At 51.8% G+C, this 24150-nt stretch carries 24 protein-coding genes and 2 pseudogenes; 9 read left to right on the forward strand and 17 right to left on the reverse strand.

The window, feature by feature from the left end; translation table 11 throughout:
- Positions 1 to 32: 32 nt before the first annotated feature.
- The 3 genes from GNX18_RS07360 to GNX18_RS07370 all read right to left on the reverse strand — a co-directional run bounded on the left by GNX18_RS07360 (position 33) and on the right by GNX18_RS07370 (position 5860).
- Positions 33 to 1490: a phospholipase D family protein gene (locus GNX18_RS07360; RefSeq protein WP_240914285.1), complete on the reverse strand. Its 1458-nt coding sequence runs from the start codon at positions 1488 to 1490 to the stop codon at positions 33 to 35.
- Positions 1491 to 1541: 51 nt separating this feature from the next.
- The gene (locus GNX18_RS07365; RefSeq protein ID WP_166216616.1) at positions 1542 to 3920 is read right to left on the reverse strand and encodes a multiheme c-type cytochrome; all 2379 of its coding nucleotides are present in this window, start codon (positions 3918 to 3920) and stop codon (positions 1542 to 1544) included.
- Positions 3921 to 4093: 173 nt separating this feature from the next.
- On the reverse strand, positions 4094 to 5860 hold the full coding sequence (locus GNX18_RS07370; RefSeq protein ID WP_205828088.1) for an arylsulfatase: 1767 nt from the start codon (positions 5858 to 5860) through the stop codon (positions 4094 to 4096).
- A gap of 437 nt (positions 5861 to 6297) precedes the next feature.
- Between GNX18_RS07370 and GNX18_RS07375 the strand changes: the two genes are divergently transcribed.
- Positions 6298 to 7290 carry an HAD family phosphatase gene (locus GNX18_RS07375; RefSeq protein ID WP_166216619.1) on the forward strand — a complete coding sequence of 331 codons (993 nt, stop codon included), beginning with the start codon at positions 6298 to 6300 and terminating at the stop codon, positions 7288 to 7290.
- A gap of 3 nt (positions 7291 to 7293) precedes the next feature.
- On the opposite strand, the gene GNX18_RS07380 is transcribed toward GNX18_RS07375, so the two are convergent.
- Positions 7294 to 8433, reverse strand: a complete 1140-nt coding sequence (locus tag GNX18_RS07380) for a sterol desaturase family protein (protein ID WP_166216622.1) — start codon at positions 8431 to 8433, stop codon at positions 7294 to 7296.
- Positions 8434 to 8558: 125 nt separating this feature from the next.
- Here GNX18_RS07380 and GNX18_RS07385 point away from each other — a divergent pair, with 125 nt between their 5' ends.
- Positions 8559 to 10160, forward strand: coding sequence for a sorbosone dehydrogenase family protein (locus GNX18_RS07385; RefSeq protein WP_166216625.1), 1602 nt, complete (start codon positions 8559 to 8561; stop codon positions 10158 to 10160).
- Between the two features lie 172 nt (positions 10161 to 10332).
- Here the strand turns inward: GNX18_RS07385 and GNX18_RS07390 are convergent, their stop codons facing one another.
- The 8 genes and pseudogenes from GNX18_RS07390 to GNX18_RS07420 form a co-directional block, all read right to left on the reverse strand.
- Positions 10333 to 10683 carry a VOC family protein gene (locus tag GNX18_RS07390; RefSeq protein WP_166216628.1) on the reverse strand — a complete coding sequence of 117 codons (351 nt, stop codon included), beginning with the start codon at positions 10681 to 10683 and terminating at the stop codon, positions 10333 to 10335.
- Between the two features lie 110 nt (positions 10684 to 10793).
- Positions 10794 to 11432 (reverse strand): bifunctional 2-polyprenyl-6-hydroxyphenol methylase/3-demethylubiquinol 3-O-methyltransferase UbiG, encoded by a 639-nt coding sequence (locus GNX18_RS07395; RefSeq protein WP_166216631.1) that lies wholly within the window; start codon positions 11430 to 11432, stop codon positions 10794 to 10796.
- 190 nt (positions 11433 to 11622) lie between these two features.
- Complete coding sequence (locus GNX18_RS07400; protein WP_138234942.1) at positions 11623 to 11946, reverse strand: TfoX/Sxy family protein; 324 nt, start codon at positions 11944 to 11946, stop codon at positions 11623 to 11625.
- 605 nt (positions 11947 to 12551) lie between these two features.
- A pseudogene (locus tag GNX18_RS07405) lies at positions 12552 to 13732 on the reverse strand (IS3 family transposase); the annotation flags it as partial.
- Positions 13733 to 14002: 270 nt separating this feature from the next.
- Positions 14003 to 14371 (reverse strand): nuclear transport factor 2 family protein, encoded by a 369-nt coding sequence (locus tag GNX18_RS07410; RefSeq protein ID WP_138234945.1) that lies wholly within the window; start codon positions 14369 to 14371, stop codon positions 14003 to 14005.
- A gap of 157 nt (positions 14372 to 14528) precedes the next feature.
- Positions 14529 to 14822 (reverse strand): hypothetical protein, encoded by a 294-nt coding sequence (locus GNX18_RS07415; RefSeq protein WP_166216633.1) that lies wholly within the window; start codon positions 14820 to 14822, stop codon positions 14529 to 14531.
- Positions 14823 to 15099: 277 nt separating this feature from the next.
- Positions 15100 to 15222, reverse strand: a complete 123-nt coding sequence (locus tag GNX18_RS19755) for a hypothetical protein (protein WP_256367378.1) — start codon at positions 15220 to 15222, stop codon at positions 15100 to 15102.
- A gap of 67 nt (positions 15223 to 15289) precedes the next feature.
- On the reverse strand, positions 15290 to 15829 hold the full coding sequence (locus tag GNX18_RS07420) for a trypsin-like serine protease (RefSeq protein WP_166216636.1): 540 nt from the start codon (positions 15827 to 15829) through the stop codon (positions 15290 to 15292).
- A 61-nt stretch (positions 15830 to 15890) separates the two neighbouring features.
- On the opposite strand from GNX18_RS07420, the gene GNX18_RS07425 reads away from it, so the two are divergent.
- Entirely contained in the window at positions 15891 to 16859 is a 969-nt protein-coding gene (locus GNX18_RS07425; protein WP_166216639.1) for an IS30 family transposase, read from the forward strand.
- A gap of 14 nt (positions 16860 to 16873) precedes the next feature.
- Here GNX18_RS07425 and GNX18_RS07430 read toward each other — a convergent pair whose 3' ends face one another.
- A complete protein-coding gene (locus tag GNX18_RS07430) occupies positions 16874 to 17221 on the reverse strand; it encodes a trypsin-like serine protease (RefSeq protein ID WP_166216643.1) in 348 nt (115 codons plus the stop codon).
- 290 nt (positions 17222 to 17511) lie between these two features.
- Between GNX18_RS07430 and GNX18_RS19760 the strand changes: the two are divergent.
- From GNX18_RS19760 to GNX18_RS07445, 4 genes and pseudogenes are all read left to right on the forward strand, one after another.
- Positions 17512 to 17742, forward strand: a pseudogene (locus GNX18_RS19760) (site-specific integrase); the annotation flags it as partial.
- Between the two features lie 57 nt (positions 17743 to 17799).
- Positions 17800 to 18207 carry a tyrosine-type recombinase/integrase gene (locus GNX18_RS19610; RefSeq protein ID WP_240914286.1) on the forward strand — a complete coding sequence of 136 codons (408 nt, stop codon included), beginning with the start codon at positions 17800 to 17802 and terminating at the stop codon, positions 18205 to 18207.
- A 74-nt stretch (positions 18208 to 18281) separates the two neighbouring features.
- Positions 18282 to 18524, forward strand: a complete 243-nt coding sequence (locus GNX18_RS07440; protein ID WP_166216647.1) for a type II toxin-antitoxin system ParD family antitoxin — start codon at positions 18282 to 18284, stop codon at positions 18522 to 18524.
- On the forward strand, positions 18521 to 18823 hold the full coding sequence (locus GNX18_RS07445) for a type II toxin-antitoxin system RelE/ParE family toxin (RefSeq protein WP_166216651.1): 303 nt from the start codon (positions 18521 to 18523) through the stop codon (positions 18821 to 18823). Before GNX18_RS07440 ends, GNX18_RS07445 begins: the two co-directional genes overlap by 4 nt.
- A 137-nt stretch (positions 18824 to 18960) precedes the next feature.
- On the opposite strand, the gene GNX18_RS07450 is transcribed toward GNX18_RS07445, so the two are convergent.
- The 4 genes from GNX18_RS07450 to GNX18_RS07465 all read right to left on the reverse strand — a co-directional run bounded on the left by GNX18_RS07450 (position 18961) and on the right by GNX18_RS07465 (position 21908).
- A complete protein-coding gene (locus GNX18_RS07450) occupies positions 18961 to 19293 on the reverse strand; it encodes an SMR family transporter (RefSeq protein ID WP_166216654.1) in 333 nt (110 codons plus the stop codon).
- A 91-nt stretch (positions 19294 to 19384) separates the two neighbouring features.
- A complete protein-coding gene (locus tag GNX18_RS07455; RefSeq protein ID WP_166216657.1) occupies positions 19385 to 19729 on the reverse strand; it encodes an alpha/beta fold hydrolase in 345 nt (114 codons plus the stop codon).
- Positions 19730 to 19856: 127 nt separating this feature from the next.
- Positions 19857 to 20318 (reverse strand): hypothetical protein, encoded by a 462-nt coding sequence (locus GNX18_RS07460; RefSeq protein ID WP_166216660.1) that lies wholly within the window; start codon positions 20316 to 20318, stop codon positions 19857 to 19859.
- Positions 20319 to 21407: 1089 nt separating this feature from the next.
- Positions 21408 to 21908: a hypothetical protein gene (locus GNX18_RS07465; RefSeq protein ID WP_138237304.1), complete on the reverse strand. Its 501-nt coding sequence runs from the start codon at positions 21906 to 21908 to the stop codon at positions 21408 to 21410.
- A 228-nt stretch (positions 21909 to 22136) separates the two neighbouring features.
- Here GNX18_RS07465 and GNX18_RS07470 point away from each other — a divergent pair, with 228 nt between their 5' ends.
- A complete protein-coding gene (locus GNX18_RS07470; RefSeq protein WP_166214670.1) occupies positions 22137 to 23036 on the forward strand; it encodes a site-specific integrase in 900 nt (299 codons plus the stop codon).
- Between the two features lies 1 nt (position 23037).
- Positions 23038 to 24084, forward strand: a complete 1047-nt coding sequence (locus tag GNX18_RS07475) for a transposase (RefSeq protein ID WP_166214667.1) — start codon at positions 23038 to 23040, stop codon at positions 24082 to 24084.
- The last annotated feature ends 66 nt before the right edge of the window (positions 24085 to 24150 follow it).

Here is a 24150-nt window from a genome sequence, read left to right on the forward strand (position 1 = left end):
CAGCCCACCGGCCTTTTTCTCAGTAATTGCCATCATATCTGGGACTCCACCGGTAACCAGGACAGTATCCAGGAAAGCCAACGCTGCCACACGGTCGTTTCCGGATCTTTGGTTTCAACCAGTGCTTTGCCGTCGCCATCCCGTGCGCGCCAGCGTATCTCTCCCTGTGCATTGAGTGAAAGATGCCAGGCAGAATCACCCGCTACCCAGTCTTCAAAAAACGCACTCAACTCCTGATTGATGGACTCATTTTCCATCAGCAGGCCGATTTCCGTGTTCTGCAAGAGCGATCGACTATCGAGATTGATGGAACCGACGAAGCCAAGACTATCGTCTACTACAAAGGTTTTCGCATGCAGCGTTGCGCGGGACTCACCCTGAAACCAGCGTTTGCGCCGCTTTTCGCCCGACGCCTTACGCAGCTCCCAGAGATCCACGCCCTTGCGCAACAACTTTTTTCGGTAGCGCGCATAAGCACCGTGCACGATCGCCACATCATTGCTGGACAGTGAATTGGTGAGAATGTCCACATTCACTCCGCGCTGCTGCAACCCAGTGAACAGTGTCGTACCTATATTACCGGGAATGAAGTAAGCAGCGCTGATCCTCAGATTAGCACTGCTGTTGCGGATGACCTTCTCCAGTTGATACCCGGGAAATTTCTCGACCGGGATGCGATCTCGGTGGAGAGCTTTCTCCGGAGGATCGGCAAACAACGTGCCTCTCCCCCACTGAAAGGGAATCGCTCCCGCAAGGATTTCGCCAGCCATTTTCGACTGCCTCAGAGCATCAGTGAATTCAGACTTCGCCTCATCCTCAAGGAAGGCCTTCACCTTGCGGCGGAGGTCATCCAGGCTCTGATCTTCCAGGCTATCGAGCGACAGTTCGGTGACCGGCACCGACACCGGATTGTTCCAATAATCATCAAAAATCTGTTCCGCATCCGGTAGTACCCCACCTAGGGCCATCACATCCACATCAAGAAATTCCACATCCGAACGGGAAAAGTAACCGTCGGCGATATTCCGCCCACCGGTAATCATCACCAAGCCATCGGCGACAAGCAGTTTGTTGTGCATGCGATGATTGATCCGGCCGAGGTTTGCCGCCTGTTCCAGGGCACGGCGGAGTCCGGAGCGCCCCTCTACCGGATTGAATATACGAATCTCGATCAGAGGATGCTCATCCAGAGTCAGCACCAGCGGATTGACTACGCGGGTGCCCAGGTCGTCCACCAGCAGGCGCACCCGCACACCGCGATCTGCTGCCTTCAGTAGGAGGCTCATGAGAATGCGCCCGGCACTGTCATCTTCGTAAATGTAATACTGGAGATCCAGGGATACAGTGGCGGCTTCAATCAACACGGTCCTGGCAACAAAGGCCGACAGACCATCCTGCATCAAATAAAAACCGCTGGTTTCTGCCGGATGATTCTCCAGCTCGCGCTGCACAGCGCGGGCAAGAGGACTGTTTTTCGGTGAAGGCCGCACATATGACGCCGGAAATTTCGAGGAGCTGGATGGATATTGCACGCGAATCTTTTACCGTAAATGTGCCCTTTGTCCGCCACGCAGTTGCGCCTCGTAATACTGGGCCTCTTGCATATTCCCCTGCTCACGGTTGAGAGAGATCAGCAACTGCAGAATGTCAGGATCGCCGGGAAAGCGCTTCAGGGCGGCCTGCTGATACACAATCGCCGCATCCGGCCGACCGACGGAATTGAGGGCAACACCATACACATACGCATAGCGCGACGAAGTACTCTGGCTGTCCGCGGACTGACGTAAAAACTCCAGTGCATCCGCCATTCGTTGCTGGCGCACCAGAGAAAGGCCCAGGGCGTGCTGCAACGGCGCCTTGTCGATTGCCCCCTCCAGCGCACTGCGCAATAGCTCTTCACCCCGCTGTTCACGACCGCTACTGCGGTAAAGGTCGGCGAGGTTGACCAGTGCAGGCGTGTAATACGGTGCGCGTTGCACTGCCAGGTGGAGCAGTGACTCCGCGGCAGATATATTCCCTTCGCGCCCGCGCAGCCCTGCCAGATTCAACAGGCTCTCCGGACGGTCACCGTTGAATTCGGCAGCGGCAACATAATCCGCCAATGCCCTGTCGAAGCGCTGCCCCACCGACTCCGGGTAGGCATCCATCGGTGCACCGGCAATCGCATTCGCGGCGAGCGATGCAATGACCCGCTCATCTTCATACAGCAGTGGAATGGCCAGCGCCGGACGCACCTGTTGCGGAATCTGGTCGAGAGCTTGCGCCAACCCCAGATGCAGCAGTGCATTGTCTCCCTGCGCGATGATCTGCAGCAGCTGTGCGGACTGGCGGGAGAGATAACGGGGCAGCAGCGAGATGGCGGTGGCTCGCACGATGTCGGGCTGGGACTCGTCCATGATCAATGCCTGTAGCGGTTGATCGGCACCGGGAACACCTGCGCGTCCGGCGTGGATTACCTCACCATAGTGGGGCTCCGGTGCGCCAAATTTTCTCTCAAGGATGTCCGCCGCCCAGATACTCGGGCGATCCGTATGGCATCCATTGCAGGCATTGGGCGAGCCAATCTTCTCCGATAAATCTGGGCGAGGCACGCGGAAACTGTGGTCGCGGCGCGCATCCACCTGCATATAAACTTTCTCGGGCATATGGCAATTGACGCACTGGGCGCCCTCGCTACCCGCAGAATGCAGATGATGCTCAGTCGCATCGAATTTCGATGGTAGGTGGCACTGGGCGCAGATAGCATTGCCCTCCGCACGTAGTTTTAGGCTGTGGGGGTCGTGGCAGTTGCTGCAGGTGACGCCGGCGTCGTGCATTTTACTCTGCGCAAACGAGCCCCACACGTAGACTTCGTCTTTAATCTGGCCATCCGCGTAATAGAGATCTTCACTCAGCAGCGCCGGGTGAAAGAAATCGAGAAAGTCGTCTTTTGGCCTGACGCCGGGATGCTGGGTGCCGCGACGGGAGTGGCACTGGGCACAAATGGAAATTTCTTTCTGGGTCTGCTTCGAGGAACCGACCTTGAGATATGCGATGCCATTTTCCGCATTCATTTGCCAGCCTGTCTGCTGGCGTTCAGCGTAGGAAATCTCCAGGCCGCGGTCGGGTTCCGCCTTGCGCCTCTCCTCACTCAAGCCGGCCCACTTCACATGTTGCGAACCAGGACCGTGACAGGATTCACAACCCACATTGAGCTCCGACCAGCGGGTAGCGAAGGTCCCCGAAGCCATGTCGTAATTCTTTTGCAAATTCGTGGAGTGGCAGTCGGCACACTGGAAGTTCCAGTTCTGATTGATACCCGTCCAGTGCAGCGGATCTCCGGGTTTGATTTCCTCATCTGGATAGAGATGGAACCATCGTTGCCCACCCGCTTCTTTCGGGCGGGAATCCCAAGAGATGCTCAGTGCCTGCAGGCGGCCACCGGGAAACGCAATAAGATACTGCTGCAAGGGGTAGATACCAAAGGTGTAGGCAATGGGAAACTCCTGTAGCTCACCGTTGGCTCCATCGGTGCGCACGAAGTATTTTCCGTCGCGCCGGTAAAAAGTAGACTCGGTGCCGAAGTAGTTGAACGTTGCATTCTCGAAGTTGCCCACCACGCTTTGCGAATCCGGCGTTTTCATGGCCAGATCATGGTGAGATTTCTGCCAACTTTTAAAGGCACGCTGATGACAGTTGGCACAGGTTTCCGCGCCTACATAACCGGTATTGGCATCATCCACGTGCGCCGACGGTGATTCGCTCTTACTTGTCTGACGGTGCGTACGCTCTTCTTGGCCCTGAGCTCGATTGGGTTCCGGAGATGTCGCGGTATTAATCGCAGAGGGGGAACTAACCGGAACACCAGTTGTTGGCGAAGCATTTCGGTCGCAGGCGCCAACTAAAACGCAGAGCAGCAGGATACGTAAACTCGGGTGCATGGACTCACCAACGCTCAGGCGCCAACCGCATGAGGGACCGGCCTGCAGTTATAGATTATTCCTGGTTGTTGCCCAGGTGCATAAAGTAAAGCCCAGTAACACGCCGTGCGCAATGAGAAAAAACCCGCCGCCAGAACCGCGCGGCGGGGTTCAGTGTGTCTGGCTATCGGCGATCAGTTGCCAGAGGGCAACGGAAGGTTTACACCATTTTTTTCCAGGTTTTCGCGGACATATTTTAAGCGCTCATACTGCGTGAGGGTGATCGGACCACTGTAACCCTCACTTTGCAGTTTACGCGGCGGATACTTCACGTAGGTTTTCATCAGAGCACTGATCGCATCGTTGAATACAACCATGGTCCAGGTGTGCTCGGTATAGTTATTCATAAATACGTCGTAGCGTTCCTGCGGGTCCTGCCACAAGTCGAAGATCTGCGGCACGGTGGCCACATACTTTTGCGGCCCCTTCCAGCCGAGGTTGCTATCAACCGCCAGCCCGCCGGTGTGCGCACCGTCGTCCCCTCGCAAATTAAACACGGCCTTGTAATTGCCGACCCGCGCGGCGCCGGGAGTCAGCTCATCTTCGGTGAAGTAAAACCAGGAGTCGCGTGTACTCTTTCCGTTTCCGAACAACACCGGTGACATGTCGATACTGTCGAAATAGATCGGAGCGCCACCGCGGTCTTCTTTGGGCAATTCCAGTCCTGCCAACGCCGCAAAGGTAGCCATCAGGTCCAGGCCACCGAGAATATCGTGATTGCGAATACCTGGGGCAATGTAATCGGGCCAAACGGCGATAGCCGGCACTCGGTTGCCCCCCTCACGCACTGTACCTTTGGTGCCACGCAGTGGTGTATAACCAGCATCCGGGTATACATCCTGCCAAGCGCCGTTGTCGGTGGTATAAAATACCAAAGTGTTTTTATCCAGGCCCAGTTCGCGCAACTTGTTCATTACATTGCCGATATGCGCGTCCAGCTCCACCAGCGAATCAGCGTATTTGGTTTTCGACAGAGATTTATGTTTAAACTCCGGTGCAGGCAGATTTGGCTGGTGCACCTTCATGAAGTTGATATTGATAAAGAAAGGCTGCTCGGGGTTTCTCGCCGCGTCCTCAAGAAATCTGATCCCAGAGCGCTCAATATAGCTGTCCAAAAAAGGCAAACCCACAACACCTTTGTCCGGGGTGTTGACATACTCACCGTTGACCTTCCAATCTTCACGCGGCTTTTCACCGGCCAGTCCAGACATGGAACCTTTGGTCACATCGTTAAACATCTTGCGCAGCTTCGGATCCATATCCGGAAACCAATCGGGATCGCCATAGGTGTACGCATTGGCGTGATACAGGAACGCGTGTTCCATTACGTCGTAACCCTGGGCATTCGGCAGTGCATAGTCGGATTCGCCCAGGTGCCACTTGCCGGTGAAATAGGTTTTATAACCCGCCTTTTTTAGCACTGACCCCAAAGTCCATTCCTCCTTCGGCAGGCCACCGCCTTGCCCCTGAAATGCCACCGTGGTCATGCCGCTGCGATTGGGAATGCGTCCGGTCTGCATGGCCGCGCGGCCGGGAGTACAACTGGGTTGCGCGTAGAACGAGAAAAAGGTCATGCCATCTGCCGCCATCCGGTCAATATTCGGTGTGGGCATACCGCGCCCGACACCACCGCCGTAGGGACCGAGGTCGCCAAAGCCGGTGTCGTCGGAAACGATCAGCAGGATATTGGGTTTGGTGCCAGCGGGGTTCACTGCCGGCTTCGAAAGTGTGGCCTGAGGGGGAATGGTTGGTGTTACTGGCGGGCGATTGATGTCCCCATCCTGTTGCGTGTTGGCAACGGCCTGCTCGACGCCTGGCAGCCGTACTTGGGCTTCCTCATCTTTCTCACTGCAGCCTGCCAGTACCAGTAGTAACGTCAATACAGTTACATAGATACGCATAGACACCTCATTTCAGCGTTTTATCACTGCGGATCCATTCACCCATTTACAGGCGGAAAAAATAACAACACCGGGAAATATGGAGAACTCCGCTTGCCAACCATAGGTAAAAATTTGGAGGCATGAGTGCAGATACATGCCATTCTGGTTACGACCGTCCAAGGTACCGGCCATTATGCACCGTACGATCCTGGGCCGCGGAGAGTTAAACAGGCGTCTTGCGCCGCCCTGCTAGCCGGCGGCAATATTCTGGAGAAGTCAGCAAGGAGTGACACGTCACCAGATGCGGTAAAGATCAAAACCTGGGATTCAGATTCCGCTACCCATAGCCTCTGGAAAACTAACACCCACAATTCACTGAAATGAACATTGCGAACTAGAGTTTAGGTAGCGTCAAATTCAGATAAGCACCTCACCAAAGTACTCAGGGGAATCTTATGTATATTCGGTACAAGCTGCGCCTGTTGCTCGCAGCCGGGCTCTTGCTACTCACCTCCGCTTTCAGCGTCGCCGATCCACTGAGTTCCTGGAATGACAGTGACAGCAAAAAGGTCATCATCCGTTTTGTGGAAAAAGTCACTCGCAAAGATTCACCCGAGTTTATTCCTGAAAGTCAGCGCATCGCCACTTTTGACAACGACGGCACACTGTGGGCGGAACAACCGGCCTATTTCCAGCTGATCTATGCCCTGGATCAGGTTAAGAAGATGGCACCGAAGCATCCAGAGTGGAAAACTCAGGAGCCATTCGCTTCTGTACTCAGGGGCGACACCCAAAAAGTCATGGCGAGTGGCAAGGAAGGATTAATGAAGATCCTCGCCGCTACCCACGCGAATATGACCGCGGAAGAATTTCACGTAAACGTCAGCGACTGGCTTAAAACCGCCCGTCACCCGAAAACCAATCGGCCCTACAACGAGATGATCTACCAGCCCATGCTAGAGCTACTGGATTATCTGCGCGCCAATGGTTTCAAGACATTCATCGTCTCCGGTGGTGGCGTGGATTTTATGCGGGTCTTCGCAGAACAGACCTATGGCATTCCACCGGAGCAGGTGGTTGGATCGAGTATCAAAGCCAAATACGAAGTCCGCGATGGCACACCAGCGATCATCAAACTGCCCGAGATCAACCTGATCGACGACAAAGAGGGCAAGCCTGTGGGCATTCATCAATACATTGGACAGCGTCCCATTTTTGCCTTCGGCAATTCCGATGGGGATTACCAGATGCTCGAATGGACCACAGCGGGAACCGGCGCCCGCCTCGGTCTGTTACTGCACCACACCGACGCCAAACGGGAGTGGACCTACGATCGCGATTCTCACATCGGCCAGCTGAGCAAAGGCCTGGATGACGCCGCTAAAAAAGGCTGGACCGTGGTCGACATGAAGAACGACTGGAAAGTAGTCTTTCCATCCCCGCGATAGGTACTAAGGCTGTAGCCACTTGCGGAGCGGATAGAACAGCTGCCCGACAAATCCACGCGGCAAACGCACCGTTGTGCCGTACTCCGCAGGCCAGTGCTTATCCGGCATATGGTAAGTTTTGAAAATCCGGTCAAAAATTACCGTGTGCGCGGAATAGTTGGTGTCAATTGCCGGCTTTTCGGAGCTGTGGTGCCAGTGGTGAAATTGCGGTGTAACCAGGAGATACTTCAGCGGCCCGAAGCGCAGGTTCACATTAGAGTGGATGAGTACCGCCTGCAGCGCAGCAAAAGTGACGTAAATATCCAGTGCCGCTTTGTCCGCCCCCAACAAATACAGCGGGATCATCACCATTGCGCGTTCTGAAAACACCTGCACAAAGTGACCGCGGGAGCCCGCTAACCAGTCCATCTGCTCAACCGAGTGATGCACCGCATGTACCGGCCACAACCAGCGCACCTCGTGATACAGGCGGTGCTCCCAATACAGCACAAAATCCGCGCACAGTATAATCAGCACCACCTGCAACCATACAGGCATCGACTGTACTGCCACCTGCACCGATTCGCTGAGGGCCCAGTGGAAATGACTCGCATGAAAGTTGGCGTAAATCAGGATCGCCGATATCATCAGGTGGTTGAAGCAGAAGTAAAACAGATCCAGGCTCCACTCGCTGCGCAATATCACCTGATTGCGATATTTGGGGAACAGCTTCTCCAATGTCATGAACACACCGACCGAGCCGAGAAACGCAAGAATCAGCCAGTCCACGCCAAGCGACATCCGCACAGGCTCCACCGGCCCTACGGGAATGTCGTAGCCTCCCAGGGCAAAACCGGCCAGAGTGAGACCGATACCGCAGGCTCCAAGCCGCTTGTGGCGATTGAGCACAAACGTAAGCGCACCGAGGAACAGTGAGAAGTACATGCCGTATTTGAGGATCTGTTGCAAAAACTCAGCATCATACGCCTGACGCAATTCGATAGTGGTCAGATAGGCGGGATAACGGTAAGCGAGCACAGCCAGCAAACATAAAAGCCCCAATGCCACGCTGGCATAGGCACTGATTTTTCCCTCGCCGAAGCGAAATTCCCGGCTCCGATCCAGCGCCACCCTGCGCTTGCGGTACTGGTACCCTGTTTCCACTGACAGACTCTCCTTGTGCCACGCCCCTTGAATTTAGCGCGCAATACTACCGAAAACCGGCTTGGTGTTTCCAGCGCCAATGGCTATAGTCCACCTCGCTTTCGCAATGAGTGAGTTTCCGCGCCATGAATTTGACCCGCAAATGGATAATCGGGCTGCTGCTCGGCCTTTTTACCGCTTCCTCCACTGCTACCGGTTATCAGCCAGTGCCTACCACCTGTGACGGCCCACCAAAGCTGCCGGTTGGAACCATGCCCGGAACCTGCCTTGGTCTTGTGGCGGACGCCAGTATTGGCGCGGCATTTGTCAAACCTCGAAAAGCTCTGGAGATTCCACAGCACCGGCAGATACTGGTCACCGACATGGGGGGCTGGAACCCACACAGGGGAATCCTGTGGTTGCTGGAATTTGCCGACGACCGCTACAGCCAGTTACTGACCGCGTGCAAACTCGCCACCGGGCTCAATCTTCCACACGACATCAAACTCGGGCCAGACGGCTTGATTTATCTGGGGGAGGCACATCGCATCACTCGATTCCGTGTGCGAGATGATGAAATAGCCGATCAGGAAACGGCTGTCGAATCGCTCCCCTACTCGGCCGGGGACCATCTGCACCCCCTGACCAGTTTTGTCTTCCTCCCAAACGGGGATCTGTTAGTCAACGCGGGCTCGAAAACGGACGATTGTAAGCTCAGCGCAGACAAGCAGGCCTGCGAAGAAGCCACTTCCGTCGGCCTCCGTCACTATCGCTATATCCCTGAAGGCAATCGCTGGGAAAGCGCGTTCTCTATGTACGCCACCGGCCTGCGCAATTCCATGGCGCTAGTCGTGCATCCCAGCGGCACGATACTGCAAGGGGAAAACAGTGCGGATTTTCATGATCCCGAGGAACCATACGAGGAAATCAACGTTATTCAGGCCGGCGGTTTTTATGGCTGGCCTTTCTGCTTTAACAGGACACTGAGCGCAAAAGAAGTTGCGGCGGGCTGCACCCGCCCGGATTACATCCAACCATACAGTCTGATGCCGCCCCATGTGGCCCCCCTGGATATGATCTATTACAGCGCCGACCTGTTGCCCAAACTCAAAGGTCACCTGCTCGTCAGCTGGCACGGCTACCGTGTAGTGGGTAACCGGGTCGTCAGCTATCCCACCTCTCCAGAAGGCCTGCCGCTGCTGCAGCCCAGCGTCACCTTCAACCGCGACCCCATCCCGCCCGCGCAGAAATTCACATCCCATGCTATGGCGCCACGTGGTGGCTCCCATGCCGATGCGCAGCATACCGAAGTCATTGGGCAGTGGAATCAGGTCGAAAACCTGCGTCCTGAAGGCGCTCCGGTCGGGTTATTGCAACTGCAGGATGGCGCCTTACTGATTGTCGACGACAAAAACAGGGCCGTGTTGCGACTGTCCCGCGGTGAACCCTACATGGCAATGGAGAATATTCAGGCCGCTGCGGCACATGCCATCCCCCGTGTGAATGACGTCCAGCTCGCAGAGGAGCCGCGGCGGGTGCTGCTGACACACTGCGCCGGCTGCCACCAGGAACTGCAGCATACACCCGGTACATTGTTAAGTCCGGAGGGCCGCTGGCTGCAAATGGCCGACGGTGTAACCCTGCTGGAACACAAGCTCACCAGCGAAAGCGGATTCATGCCACCGACCGGCAGATTGGATAAGCGCGATATCACCACAATACTGAGCGCGCTCAGCCAATCAGACTGAATTCACCAGCGCAGCTGAACTCAGGAGAGGCCCAACATCACACTCAGGCGCAACCCACTTTATATCGGCTTTTGCACACATCTCCACCAAACCGACTTGGAGGTGTGCGCAAAGCGGATTGAATATCGAATGAACTTGAGCGGTCTGTCAGAACACAAAACCACCAGTATGACTAATGGTGTTGAAGAACATTGATGAGTTTGCCAAATGGGTCGCGAACATAAAAGCGACGCACGCCCCAGGGTTCGCTTTCCGGCCCATATTCTACGGGTATCCCAAGCTCCTTGGCCTTCCGGAGCGCAGCAGATAGATCATCGACCTCGATGGATAAATCGGGGACCGCCGTGCCCGAGCCACCTTCCGACGCAACACTGACTTGCAACGTCATTTTTTCACTGGAGCCGAAGGTTTTGATCCAGCCATGATCCATCAGGATATCAAGACCAAGAAACTTCCCATAAAACGCTTCGGCCTTTTCCAGATCTTTGCTATCTATATTGGTGACAATCCGACGAACTTTCACTGTACCCCCATGGATATTCTTTGTGTTCTAACGCCCAACTACAGGGCGAAGTTGTACCGCGAAGCGCGGAAAAGCCGCGCTCCCTGCGCAGCGACAATAGCCGTTGCTAGTTAGGTTGACCCAACCTCTTGACAGCCCTTTCTAGCGACTATAAATACCGACTCATGGCTAGCCTGCCATTCTCGCTCTATAGTAAAACCTGAATTCAGCAACTTGGAAATAAGCTGGCTTTTTGTTAAGCGACTGACATAAGGTGCTAAACGGAGAAGCTGCATGCCAGAGACCAACCATTGATAAAAAATACTTATCTCCGCTAATAGCGAAGTGCTTGATATAAATACCCCATCATATTTTAGCAGCCCATGAACTTTATCAATCGCCCCGTCTACATCCTCCAAAAGATGTAGCACATTTAACCCGAGAACAGCGTCAAAACTTCCATTCTTTAACGCCAAGCTGTCCAGCGTTCCCTGCTGAAAAACAATGTTCTTTACTCCGGCTTCGACCGCTTTTCTATGTGCCGCGTCTATCATGTTTTCAGATATATCTGTAGCAAGGACATGTTTCACATGAGGAGCATGAAAAATCGCGGTGGCGCCACTGCCGCAGCCGAACTCCAACACATTCCAATCCGACCTCAGGAACTCTTGAGTAATGGCCAGTTTCCGCTGATATGTAGCTTCATCTTTAATGGGGCTTTTAATATATTTTTCAGCAGATTCTTCCCAAAACTGTTTTGAATCTTTCATGATTCATACATTCCCAAATTACTCTTGAAGGCTGCGATTCACGTCAACGCTATAAATCGGTTTTTACTGAGCAGCTTGAATGCGCGATTGAACCTGGCGACCCCAAGAATGATAGCGCCACTCACATCCTGATTTCCGCGATTTTATCATCCAGCTTCTTTCAACGCAGAACTCGGTGACGCTGCGGCGTTTATTTGGGTGGCAGGGAATTGGCAAACTCTGCGCCCTTGGTTACCCAGCCATCCAGGTTCTCGGCGATAGCATCCTCTTCAACATACACCATGCCCTTTAACGGCCTGCCCGTGTAATCCATGGGACGGGTATACCGCTCACTCAGGGCATTGTCGTAGTTTTCCGGACCCACACGCACCATCAACTCTTCACCGACGACGCCACAGGCCATATTGCCATTCAGCATGAATGCTAGACCGCCGAACATCTGCTTTTCAGTCAGGCCTTCTTTTTCCTGTAGCAAGTCGCGAACCTTTTCCACCAACTCTTCGCTGTAACTCATGGTGCTCTCCTTTTTAATTCATCCCTGGATTTTCAATTAGTCGCAAACTATTCATACCAGCACGAGGCGCGGAATAAAACGCGCTCCAAACGGCTGAGGGTTAATCCAGTTCTTCTGAACCGATTCTAAGTAAAAGAGGGGAAACAGCGCCTCGGCAGGCGCACTGCACGGCGGGATCTTTGGGCTGATGTACTCAGCCAGTGATTGTAAAATGGCTGCCATACGTAAAAATTTATTGCCGTTATTGATTAAAGTGTAGCAAGGAATACAAGATTTGCCCGCCTAACTGAAACAAGACACCACAAAAACCACCTCAAGAACATTTGCGCGCCACCAGCTAGAAGCGGTTATGGAAACTCCTTCGTACTAGCGGAGCTATTCTCTTGCTCAAAATACAACCAGCCTCTAAATCCAAGCGTACCTATACAGGTGTCAACTTATCGTGGGTAAGACCAGTATAAAAAGTCGCTACTATAGTGGACCCCATTGGCAAGACACTTTTCCCACAGAGTTTAAGCTGCAATCATCTCCTCACTCACAGCTGAACAGCGCTGCCCTGTTGCCGCTGGCGAGGGAGCTCCCTCGCAGTCCGGTGACCCCGTAGACTTCTTCTTTGATCCACCAAATTTATCCACGATCATTGCTCCACCACCCTGTCCGCTGACGTATACCTCGCTCGGAGTTTTGTTCCCCAGCGATTGATGTGGCCGCTCAGCATTGTAGAAGGCAAAGTAATTCGTTATGCCGATAATCAGCTCGCCCATACTGGCGTAGCCCTTCAGGTATACGTCTTCATGCTTGACGCTTCGCCACAACCGCTCGACAAAAATATTGTCCAGAGCTCGGCCACGACCATCCATACTGATCGACACCTCTTCGCGCTTGAGCACCTCCGTAAACCCGCGGCTCGTAAACTGTGAACCTTGATCGCTATTGAAGATCTCAGGCTTGCCGTATTTCCGCAAAGCATCCTCCAGGCAATCAACACAGAAGGCGGCATCCATGCTGTTGCTAATGCGCCAGGACAGCACTTTACGGCTATACCAATCGATAATCGCCACCAGATAAGCAAAGCCCCGATCCAGACGGATATACGTCACGTCAGTACTCCATACCTGGTTTGGTCGGGTGATCGGAACACCGCGTAATAAATATGGGTACACCTTGTGCTCTGGGTGCTTCTTGCTGGTCGCCGGTCCCGGAGCCATACCCGCCAGACCCATTTGTCGCATCAGGCGCTGAACACGCTTGCGGCTAATCTGGTGGCCTTGTCTCCGCAGGAAAACCACCATCCGTCGACTGCCGTAGAACGGACGGTTTGTATACTCCTCATCTATCAGGCGACATAGCAAGAGATCATTGGCATCGGCATTCAGCTTCACAATATCCCGCTGCCTATACGTAGTGGCACGCGATACTTCCGCCAGTTCACACTGGCGTTTCAGCGGTAATTCATCTGCCTTGTCAATCCAGCCCAGCCGCGCTTCCCGACTCACTCGCCCAACTTTTTTTTGAGCCAGTCGACCTCCATCTTCAGGCGACCTATTTCGCCGTACAAACGATCTTCCTTGCCGTCGTTATCCTTGGTAGGCTTTGGGCCTCGCTTGGTCTCGAACAGTGCACTGGTATTTGCCAGAATCTCTTTTTTCCACTGTCCGACCAAGACAGGGTGCACTCCGTGCTCCTGTGCGATCTCACTGATCGTCTTGATACCCCGCACGGCCTCCAAGCCAACTTTGGCTTTGAATTCTGGTTTGTGGGCTGTACGTTTTTTGCGTTCACTCATGGCTATCATCCTCTTTGGGTGACAGCTTAAACTACAGTGCTCTGGGTGTCTCAGATCTGGGGTCCACTATACCAACACTATTGTTTTTTGTCTTGGCTGAGATGCGGACTACACCGCAAAGGCAGCTTCCCCTAAGCGCTGATTCAGACCCCATACCTTTCTCCTCAAGATGTATAACGCTGCGTTCAGCCGCGGACAATTGTTGGCGTTTTATGCGCACCGCAGCGACCGCGTATACAGTGCTAAAACTTGATACTAAGTGCTTCGCGGCTAGGATTTTCCGTAGCTGCTCACTCTCTTGATTACTACACATTTTGCACTTGTAAATTCTATGAAGTGGCAAAAGTGAAGTATCTTGCCTTTCTTATCTTGGACATGCCCATTTGCTGCCCCGGATTTTCCATGTGAAATTACGTGGTCAATTTTTACTAGAGTAACGTCCTTTCCACACCGTTGAATATGAGATCGAAGGCTATCTCCTTCCATTACACTTCTATCCGCGAGTTCCCAGACAGCGCCGTCAGATAGAACTTCACCAAGAAACTCCAAATCACCAGTTTCCAATGCAACGGTTATTTTCTCAACAAACTGATTTTTTGGAGAATTACCGCAATCTTTACTTCCTATAATTTCAACCATGCTCTAGATTCCTGGCTGCAACTAGCGCCGCAATCAGACGCAGTTTACCTTGTGTGCTTTTTGCACGAAAAATGGGAACGCAGCGACCGCGCAAAAGGTGAGCAAATTAAGCTTTCCCACGGATGGCCAAAGGTCCGGAGTAAATTTCCCGGTCTTGTTATGAGCTTTGCTTCCGCGCCTTTTTATTTTCACGTCTTTTTCGCCATTGGATAGAAAATGACTTTAGCTTACCACGCAAGCCATTGAATTGAGGCTTACCTGGTATGTTTAGTTTACGCCAGTAAATTAATGCTAAAACTAGCTGTACAAGAAGTAGAACCAACCATACAAGTGCTTCCACTAATAGGATCAAGAAGGGTGCCGCTACTTCCGCCGCTGGTGCAATAAGTGCCGCTAGCACTTCAACAACAGTCATAATCAATGCCATGACTGCCTCTGCAATTAACTCCATGAAAGCTACCAACTCCTCTTAACTCATAACGCTGCGCACAGGGGCGGCTTACTTTACACGCATTTTTTTTGCGATAATGGGAGCACAGCGCACAAAGTTGACCGTCGATCTGCAGCGCTTTTAAGCGGCTACATGGACAGGCGCTCACAAATTGCATCCCAACTAAGACATCTCTCTAACTTTGGCCACAAATTTACCCTATGTCTGAGTGCGTTGCGCTCTGCAATAGACCAGCCTATTATAGAAGATACCAGAGCAATAAAAATTGAATTGACCTTTAAAAATATAAGGGCAACAACATTCCAATGAAAATCAGCTTTCTTGAGGCAAACTTGGCCCCCTCTACCCCGGCTTTTTCCAGTGTAATCCACTGCTCTAGAATTTTTTCTTCTTCGTTCATTGTTGATTCGCTTAACGCCGCATTCCCCGGCTTGTCCGGTGCGATGCATTGTTAGAGCAACGCGTGATTACTTTACTTCTATAGAAGAACATAGATCACTCATTTTTTCAGGTGTCATACCTTCATGCAGGAAAGGATTTTTGGTCGCAACTTTTTCCCTTGCCATGTCGCTATCGGCTGAAATGACTTGTTGTATCCAACCTCTGTATGATGAAACGCGAGTATAAAGCTCTGTAACCCCATACTCCCCAACGTCATAAAACCATGAGTCGGTTCGTGAACTGATACCGAGTAACTCATGTTTATCTCCGTTTTTAATATAGGCAGGACCTCCACTATCACCATTACCTGAAACGCCTTCTAACGCTTCTCCTTCAGCGCCTTTTTCGAATTTAAACACAATATCTGTATTTGTCGCGTGAACGACTTTATTTTGGGCTTTTCTTAACTTCCCATTGTTTTCTTTATAGCCAATTGTCTGACCGCCAATGCCTGTCCCTGTTCCTCCGACACCTATAAACCAAACGACAGCGTTTTTTTCGTCATTTTTTTTATAAATTTCAGCTGGCTGAATGTCATCAACCTTGGTTTCGGATAATAAGTGCAATTGGTAAGAGGGAGGCCAGCTGGTAGAGTCGGCACCTCTCCCGACCAAGAGAAAAGCACTGATGAGCTACTACCAGCTGACCGAGAACGAACGATACCAGATTTACAGCCTGAAAAAAGCCGGACACTCGCAGGCAGAAATAGCGATGTTACTGGAAAGGCACCCATCGACGATCAGTCGAGAGCTGCGGCGGAATGCGGGGCTGAGAGGATATCGCCCTGGTCAAGCGCATAGACTCTCAGATGTCAGGAGACGCGAAGCCCATAAGGCACGGAAAGTGACCGATGAGGTGCGGCGCCAGTTAGAGGTTTTAATCCGGCAAGAATTGAGTCCGCAGCAGGCTGCGAGCTACTTGAAGAGACACACAGGCGTTTCGCTACACCATGAAACGATCTATCAGTTGATTTACGCTGATAAAGCCAATAACGGAAGTTTGTATACACATCTTCGGATCGCGTCAAAGCCATATCGTAAGCGCTATGGCAGCTACGATCGGCGTGGCAAGATCAGGAACAGGGTGAGTATTGATGAGCGCCCAGCGGTAGTTGAGCAGATGAGCCGGATTGGAGACTGGGAAGGCGATACGGTCGTTGGCAAAGGTCGCAAGGGAGCGTTGCTGACGATGGTTGAGCGCAAGACGCTGTTTACTGTCATTGTGCGACTGAAGGGTAAACGAGCCGACTTACTGGCTGACGCAGCTGTAACCCACATGGCTCACCTGAAGGACAAGATTAGAACGATAACCTTCGACAATGGACTTGAGTTCTCGGCGCATGAGGTTATCGCCAAGGGATTGGGGGCAGACATTTATTTTGCTCATCCGTACGCTTCATGGCAGCGGGGAATCAATGAAAACACCAACGGGCTTATCCGGCAGTATTTCCCGAAAGGAACGGACTTCAACAAGGTGACGGACGATCAGGTTCGCTTTGTTATGGATCGGTTGAACAGCAGACCGAGAGAAAGCAGAGGTGGCAAGTCACCGAATGAATTATTTATGGGGCAGCGAGACGATTTGCTCGCTGCGTAAAGAAATTGCAGTTATTACTTGAAACCAAGAACACTAGATTCAAGTTGAATTAAAGCTATGTCGTGTCCATCCCCTAAGCGATAATTAGGGTGACTATATCGATTTGCAATAGATACTATTTTATCGCCCACTCTAATTTTCTGGCCAGGGTTCATGCAAAAAACAGCATGGGCAGCGGTTACAACCCATTGAGGATGAATCAGTGTACCGTGAACTCCTATATTATATAAGGTTGCTAGAGGAGGGAAGTCAGATGGAGTAGCAGAATAATTTTCTTCGGAAACATCATGTCGAATGACGATTGCATTAGTTAACGAAGAAAAAAGTCCTATTGATAAAACTATTGATTGAGCAATCTTCACGTAATCTCCTATCTAAGTTGTTCTAGCGCCCGCAACAGGAGCGACCAATGCTATGCACGTTTTGTGCGAAACTGGGAGCGCAGCGACCCGCACAAAATGTGCATAGCGTTGGGCGTCTCGCGGAGGCCCGAAGGGCCGGAGAATACTGCTTGCGATTGTTGAACGAAGCCGCTATGCGGCAAAGCCTGACTCCGAGTAAATAAAGATAATTCCCCTACGTGCTCACCCCCGAGCACGACAACTAGGGAAATATCTTTATTAACAAAGCACAGTAAAAACGATTCGATTCACTGTACCGAAAACATCTTAGCGCACTCAAACGACAGGGCAAAGCCGACTCAACCATTGATCTTTACAGCCATGCCATACGGCGCGTCTGCGAGTATTTTGACAGCCCACCCGACACCCTCACGCAAGAGCAGCTTGAGGGCTATTTCGAGTCCCTCATCAGCACCCACTCCTGGTCAACGGTGAAGGTGGATCGCAATGGTTTGCAGTTTTTTTACAAACATGTGCTTAAACGCGACTGGCAGCGGGTCGATATTGTCAAACCACCTCAAGAGAAGCACCTCCCTGATGTGTTTACTCTCAAAGAGCTGCAGCGATTGATCAATGGCACCCGCGAGCGGCGATACCAGACCTTCATTCTCACCTGCTTTAGCATGGGCTTGCGCTTGGGCGAAGCTCTTGGCATTCGCGTGGCCGACATCGACAGCGAGCGCGGACTTCTGCACGTGCGTCAGGCAAAGGGGAAGAAGGACCGCTTCGTCTTCTTGCCCAAGATGACGCTGGAAGCACTGCGCGCGTACTGGGTCACACATCGCAATCCCACGCTGCTCTTTCCTCGCGGACGCACACCCGAGGAGCAGCAGCACCAGGCTCGTGAGCCTATGGACCGTGGCGGCACACAGACGTCCTTCAAAGCCATCGTCAGCGACGTCGGTATTCGTAAAGCGATTACCATCCACACCTTGCGTCATTGTTAAGTGCGTGTTCGGAGTACTTGACAACATGCCAACTCAATACCATATTTAGGTACTTATTGGTACCTGGAGGCACTATGGCCAAGAACACCAGCATGACCCTAGGGTCACATTTTGATGAATTTATAGCCAAAGAAGTTGCCAGCGGCCGCTATGGCTCTGCAAGTGAGGTGGTTCGTGCAGGTTTGCGGTTACTCGAGGACACCGAAACCAAACTAGAAACACTCCGGACACTTCTACAGGAAGGTGAGCAAAGCGGTTTCACGGATTATACCTACGAGTCATTCATTGCCGAGCTTGATGAAAAGAAAACTCCATGAGTTCATTTAAATTAAGCCGAAAAGCAAAAGATGACTTGAGAAGTATTGCCAAATTTACTGAGCGTCGTTGGGGGGTGGCCCAGCGAAACGTCTATATCAAAAAATTTGACGAGGCCTTTCATGACCTCGCCGAATCCCCATTTTCTGGTGTGAGCAGCGAAAATATAAAATCCGGCTACCGTAAGATTCCACATGGTGCTCACATTATTTTCTACAAAATTGGTGAGAATGACTGCGTTGAGATAATAAGAATTCTTCACCAAAGTATGGATGTAAGATCGAAGCTCCTCAGCACTTGACACCCGCAGCAGGGGCGACCAATGCTATGCACATTTTGTGCGAAGCTGGGCGCGCAGCGACCGCACAAAATGTGCATAGCGTTGGGCGTCCCGTGGAGGCGCGGAGCGCCGGAACAAACTGCCTGCGTTGTTAAATGCTAATGGGCACTGACCTTTGAGAAAAGGTTTATGACGGCCACACCAGAAATTATTAATGCCATGCCAATTACACTTGCCACATCCAATTTTTGGCCAAAGATTAGCCAACCCAAAATTGAAATCAGTACGATACCCAAACCAGCCCAGATTGCATAAGCGATACCAACCGGAATTGCCTTTAGTGTCAGAGATAGAAAATAAAGTGAGAGCGCGTAACCAAGAATAACAAGCATGCTAGGCCAGAATTTTGTAAAGCCTGAGCTTGCTTTCAAACTTGAAGTTGCGATCACTTCAGAAACAATTGCAACCCCTAGAAATAACCAACTTTTCACAAAAATTACCCCTGCAAAATGTAGCAACAAGGTTACTAAAATGGCTGCATAATTTTCAGTCTTGTTATATCCGGTTACCTATGCGCAATTTTCAGGGGGCATTTAACGCCCAGCGCAGGCGCGGCAGGGAGGCAGCAAACCTTGCCAGCTTTCCGGGACGGGAAACAAAGCTAGCTATAAAAACCACTTTCGAGATTCTACCGCCAAGGATATTGCATAATTCATACGCAATTCTTCCGGAATATGATTCAGCAACCACCACAACGTTTGAAGATCCAATTTTTCCAGCTATCTCCTCAGCCTGCTGGCGGTAGCTCACGGCCTGCATTTCATTGAGGCAAACAACTTCGAGGTCTATTTCTTTCGGGATATTCTGAATTAGCTCGTTGAAGAGCAAACCCGTTCCATCCATTCCTGGTAGAAATAGAATTTTCAATGTTTAGCTACCATCACGTAACGCCGCGCTCAGGCACGGCCAACTTTGTGCGCTTTATGCGCGATAATGGGAGCGTAGCGACCGCGTATAAAGTGCACAAAGTTGGACGTCGGTCTGCAGCGCATTGTTATGCGCCACCGACTCGGACTCCAATCGCAGAGTACACATAATCTGGCTTTCCGCGCTCTTTCAAGTACTGCTCAATATTTTTATATGGTACTAATGTAACTATCTTTCCGCGATCTATTACTGCGGCATACCAGCCTACTTCCGCTACTCTTGTACTCCCACATGAAGTTCTCGGGTTGAGATATTTCATATACCGACCGCTTTGATAACCCCAGCCATGAAGCAACTCAACGATAACAACCTCTGGATAGTTTTTCTCACCGGAAATTTTCAATATTTTAACTACAGCCAAATTTTTACTTCTAGCAATACCTTCAAAATCAGGCCCAGTCTCCGGATAAATATATTGAAAATTACCATCAGGAGACGTGGGCGGAATAATTGTAGGCAACGCAAAGTCACACGCCGATGCGAAAGACGCCCAAGAAATCATTGAAACTAAAAGTAATAGCTTCTTCATACATCACATCGCATAACGCCGCCGGCAGGGGCAGCTTACCTTGTGCGCGTTTTGCGCGAAAATGGGAGCGAAGCGACCTGCGCAAAACCTGCACAAGGTAAGCTGTCCCGCGGAGGGCCGAAGGCCCGGAGCCTGGCTGCCCGGCCTTGTTAGTGTTTTGGCCCTCTACCGAATCTCTTTTTGCAATATTACTTGACGTAACCACCCAAGAGAACGAACGGCAGACTACTTTTTACGAAACTGGAATATACCACGGTGCGGCGCCGCCTTCCTGGCACAGACCTTCCGCACCGGATCGTGGGCGAAGCCGACGATTAACCAAATTGGCGGCGCGGCACAAGCAATGCCGCTGAAACATGCCCCATTACCTGACCTGCAAAGCCAAATGGTGGAACCACGATTTCTACTATGTTTTTGAGAAATCTATGGCTTGAAGCCACCACCGTTCACTATTCATCACTTTCTACGAAGCCATATTTTTTTGACGGCTCTTAAAAACACTAACGCCCGCAACAGGGGCGACCAATGCTTGCACATTTTGTGCGAAACTGGGAGCGCAGCGACCCGCACAAAATGTGCATAGCGTTGGGCGTCCCGCGGAGGCCCGTAGGGCCGGAGCAAACTGCTTGCGTTTGTTAAGCGCTGCTCTCGCTCTAGAGTTTTTAAAATCCCCTAACTAGAGCGCCTAATTTTAACCGGGGGCTGAATTCCACTACGATAAAACAATTTAAATTCTTTTCCAAAACTAATTTCTTTCCACTTTATTTTTGTTTTGTTTATCGGAATTTCGAGCTTGAGAGAATGTACTAATTCGCCGCCTTTGCTATAGGAAAGATCAACGCTACAGATTGTGCCATGATATGAACTGGCTACTGCGAACTCACCTCCTCTAGTAGAGGGAAATACATTGAAATTTCCTGATTCTAGAACCTGAAATCCGCATTGACATATTATGTCTTCGCCTTCATATATCACGAAATTTGTGACGATTACCGATTCTTCATTCATGATGCTTAACGTTGCCATAACCGGCAGCCGGAGCGCAGCGTAGGCTGTCCGGCGCCGATAGGCGCGAAGTTCATGGCCTTGTTAGAGTTCACTTGCTATAAGACCTGGCCAATCTACAAACTTGTGGATTTCTTGTATTTGGGATAAATCTACGAAACAACCTTTGAAATCACCCTCTTCGACAAAGCCTGCGAGAACCTCTTTAAACTTACCCAATACTTCTTCACCATTTTTACACTTGGAAAAATCAATGACATGCCAAGATCCAGGTATTACATTTGGCTCAATAAGTGAGAAAACTTTTTTGGGTGATTTACTTTTAAGTTTATCGGATTTAGCAATAAAAAAAGAAAAACCACCTTTTCCACGTGCAACTTTAACCCAACCAACTGCACGATTCTGTTCCCAGCTGCAGCCATATTCTGTTTGAAGCCTAGAACGAATTTGAATCTGCAGGCGATCGGGAACACTACCGCCGTTTTCAGGTAGCGATATGTTGTCAATTTCCTTCTGCGCTTTGCTAGCTACAAAATCGTTGAACTCTTCTTTGCTCTGTTTATATATGGGAAGGTAGAAAATCACACGGTCTCCTCTTGAACTCTAACGCCGCGCACAGGGGCGGCTTACTTTATGCGCGTTTTGCGCGAAAATGGGAGCGCAGCGACCAGCGCAAGACGTGCATAAAGTAAGCCGTCCCTTTGCTGCGCTTTGTTGAACGAAGCCGCTACGCGGCAAAGCTCAACCCCCAGTAAATAAAGATAATTCCCCTACGTGCTCACCCCCGAGCACGACAACTAGGGGAATATCTTTATGAACAAAGCACAGCAAAAACGATTCGATTCACTGTACCGAAAACATCTTAGCGCACTCAAACGACAGGGCAAAGCCGACTCAACCATTGATCTTTACAGCCGTGCCATACGGCGCGTCTGCGAGTATTTTGACAGCCCACCCGACACCCTCACGCAAGAGCAGCTTGAGGGCTATTTCGAGTCCCTCATCAGCACCCACTCCTGGTCAACGGTGAAGGTGGATCGCAATGGCCTGCAGTTCTTTTACAAGCATGTACTTAAGCGCGACTGGCAGTGGGTCGATATTGTCAAACCACCTCAAGAGAAGCACCTCCCCGACGTGCTTACACTCAAAGAGCTGGAGCGATTGATCAATGGTACCCGCGAGCGGCGATACCAGACCTTCATTCTCACCTGCTTTAGCATGGGCCTGCGCTTGGGCGAAGCTCTTGGCATTCGCGTGGCCGACATCGACAGCGAGCGCGGCCTTCTGCACGTACGTCAAGCAAAGGGGAAGAAGGACCGCTTCGTCTTCTTGCCCAAGATGACGCTGGAAGCACTGCGCGCGTACTGGGTCACACATCGCAATCCCACGCTGCTCTTTCCTCGCGGACGCACACCCGAGGAGCAGCACCAGGCTCGTGAGCCTATGGACCGTGGCGGCACACAGAAGTCCTTCAAAGCCATCGTCAGCGACGTCGGTATTCGCAAAGAGATTACCATCCACACCTTGCGCCATTGCTATGGCACGCTCCTGACCGACGCGGGCGTGGGTTTGCGGGCGATCCAAGAGCAGATGGGGCACGAGTGCCCCAAGACCACCGCACTGTACACCCAGCTATCCACTTATACGCAAAACGATACCGATCGGCGCATCAACGGCCTGCTGGCCAAGCTGCGCGTGGTATGGGGGGCGTAGCATGACATTGCAAACGATTGTTCAACGCTACCGCCACCGTTTTATCGAGCAGTTCGGTCACGCGCTCAGTCGCGACCAGTGGTCCGCCCTCAACGCTATCGAGGGCTGCCGCCAAGGTCCCTACGGTGAGATGGCATGGACCTGCCAACGTTGCTCTCATAACACCCACACGCCACGCTCCTGCGGACATCGCGCCTGTAACCTCTGCCAGGACCAGAGTACGCAAGCCTGGCTGCAACGCCAGGAGCAAAAACGCTTGCCGGTGAACTATTACATGGTCACCTTTACGCTTCCCAAGGAGCTGCGGGGTGTCGTTCGACAGTACCGCAGCACTTGCTATGACTTGCTGATGCGCTGTGCCGCGCAGACACTCAAAACCTTTGCCAAAAACGATAGTACCTTGGGCGGAGAGCTGGGCTTCTGCGCTGTCCTACATACCCACACTCGCCGTCTGGACTACCATCCGCACGTTCATATTGTGGTACCCGGTGGAGCGGTTAATAAAGCGCGCCGACAGTGGTGCAAAGTCCGTGGCCAATACCTGTTTAATGGACGCGCCTTGGCAAAAGCCTTTCGAGGTGCGTTTCTTAAGGCGCTCTTTCAGGCCGGGATAACCCCCGGCAGAACGCCAAAGAAATGGGTGGCGCAATGTAAACGTGTCGGCAAAGGCACGGAAGCGCTGCGCTATCTTGCGCGCTATCTGTATCGCGGTGTCATTAGCAATACCAACATCTTGTCCGATGACGGTTGCAACGTGACCTTTCGCTACCGTGACGCCAATACCCACCAATGGAAAACCCGTACCGTTACCGGTGAGCAGTTCATCGTACTAATCCTGCAACACTGCCTGCCAAAGGGCTTTCGCCGTGCCCGAGATTATGGGTACTTACACGGCAACGCGAAGGCGGTTATGCACATTCTACAGTGGGTACTGAAGGTGCAGAGGCCTGCACCACCGACGAAGAAAACCGCGAGTTTGCCTTGCCCTCACTGCCGAAGCCCTATGCGGGTGACCGGTATCTATCCTCGCAAAGCCCAGCCCGGATAAAAACGGATAGAGCACGGATGCTACCAACACGAGGATTAACGGGCCTAACTTAAAGGAGCGAATACA

Origin of the sequence: Microbulbifer sp. SH-1, from assembly GCF_011326135.1 — a bacterium.
GTDB classification, from domain to species: domain Bacteria; phylum Pseudomonadota; class Gammaproteobacteria; order Pseudomonadales; family Cellvibrionaceae; genus Microbulbifer; species Microbulbifer harenosus.

What these genes read in the sequence shown, in the direction of transcription:
- GNX18_RS07410 (WP_138234945.1), bottom strand. Translation starts at nt 14,371, where the DNA reads ATGGTTGAAATTATAGGAAGTAAAGATTGCGGTAATTCTCCAAAAAAT.
- GNX18_RS07425 (WP_166216639.1), top strand. Translation starts at nt 15,891, where the DNA reads ATGAGCTACTACCAGCTGACCGAGAACGAACGATACCAGATTTACAGC.
- GNX18_RS07445 (WP_166216651.1), top strand. Translation starts at nt 18,521, where the DNA reads ATGAGTTCATTTAAATTAAGCCGAAAAGCAAAAGATGACTTGAGAAGT.
- GNX18_RS07475 (WP_166214667.1), top strand. Translation starts at nt 23,038, where the DNA reads ATGACATTGCAAACGATTGTTCAACGCTACCGCCACCGTTTTATCGAG.
- GNX18_RS07460 (WP_166216660.1), bottom strand. Translation starts at nt 20,318, where the DNA reads ATGAAGAAGCTATTACTTTTAGTTTCAATGATTTCTTGGGCGTCTTTC.
- GNX18_RS07395 (WP_166216631.1), bottom strand. Translation starts at nt 11,432, where the DNA reads ATGAAAGATTCAAAACAGTTTTGGGAAGAATCTGCTGAAAAATATATT.
- GNX18_RS07415 (WP_166216633.1), bottom strand. Translation starts at nt 14,822, where the DNA reads ATGGAGTTAATTGCAGAGGCAGTCATGGCATTGATTATGACTGTTGTT.
- GNX18_RS19755 (WP_256367378.1), bottom strand. Translation starts at nt 15,222, where the DNA reads ATGAACGAAGAAGAAAAAATTCTAGAGCAGTGGATTACACTGGAAAAA.
- GNX18_RS07370 (WP_205828088.1), bottom strand. Translation starts at nt 5,860, where the DNA reads ATGCGTATCTATGTAACTGTATTGACGTTACTACTGGTACTGGCAGGC.
- GNX18_RS07440 (WP_166216647.1), top strand. Translation starts at nt 18,282, where the DNA reads ATGGCCAAGAACACCAGCATGACCCTAGGGTCACATTTTGATGAATTT.
- GNX18_RS07365 (WP_166216616.1), bottom strand. Translation starts at nt 3,920, where the DNA reads ATGCACCCGAGTTTACGTATCCTGCTGCTCTGCGTTTTAGTTGGCGCC.
- GNX18_RS07375 (WP_166216619.1), top strand. Translation starts at nt 6,298, where the DNA reads ATGTATATTCGGTACAAGCTGCGCCTGTTGCTCGCAGCCGGGCTCTTG.
- GNX18_RS07385 (WP_166216625.1), top strand. Translation starts at nt 8,559, where the DNA reads ATGAATTTGACCCGCAAATGGATAATCGGGCTGCTGCTCGGCCTTTTT.
- GNX18_RS07470 (WP_166214670.1), top strand. Translation starts at nt 22,137, where the DNA reads ATGAACAAAGCACAGCAAAAACGATTCGATTCACTGTACCGAAAACAT.
- GNX18_RS07400 (WP_138234942.1), bottom strand. Translation starts at nt 11,946, where the DNA reads ATGAGTTACAGCGAAGAGTTGGTGGAAAAGGTTCGCGACTTGCTACAG.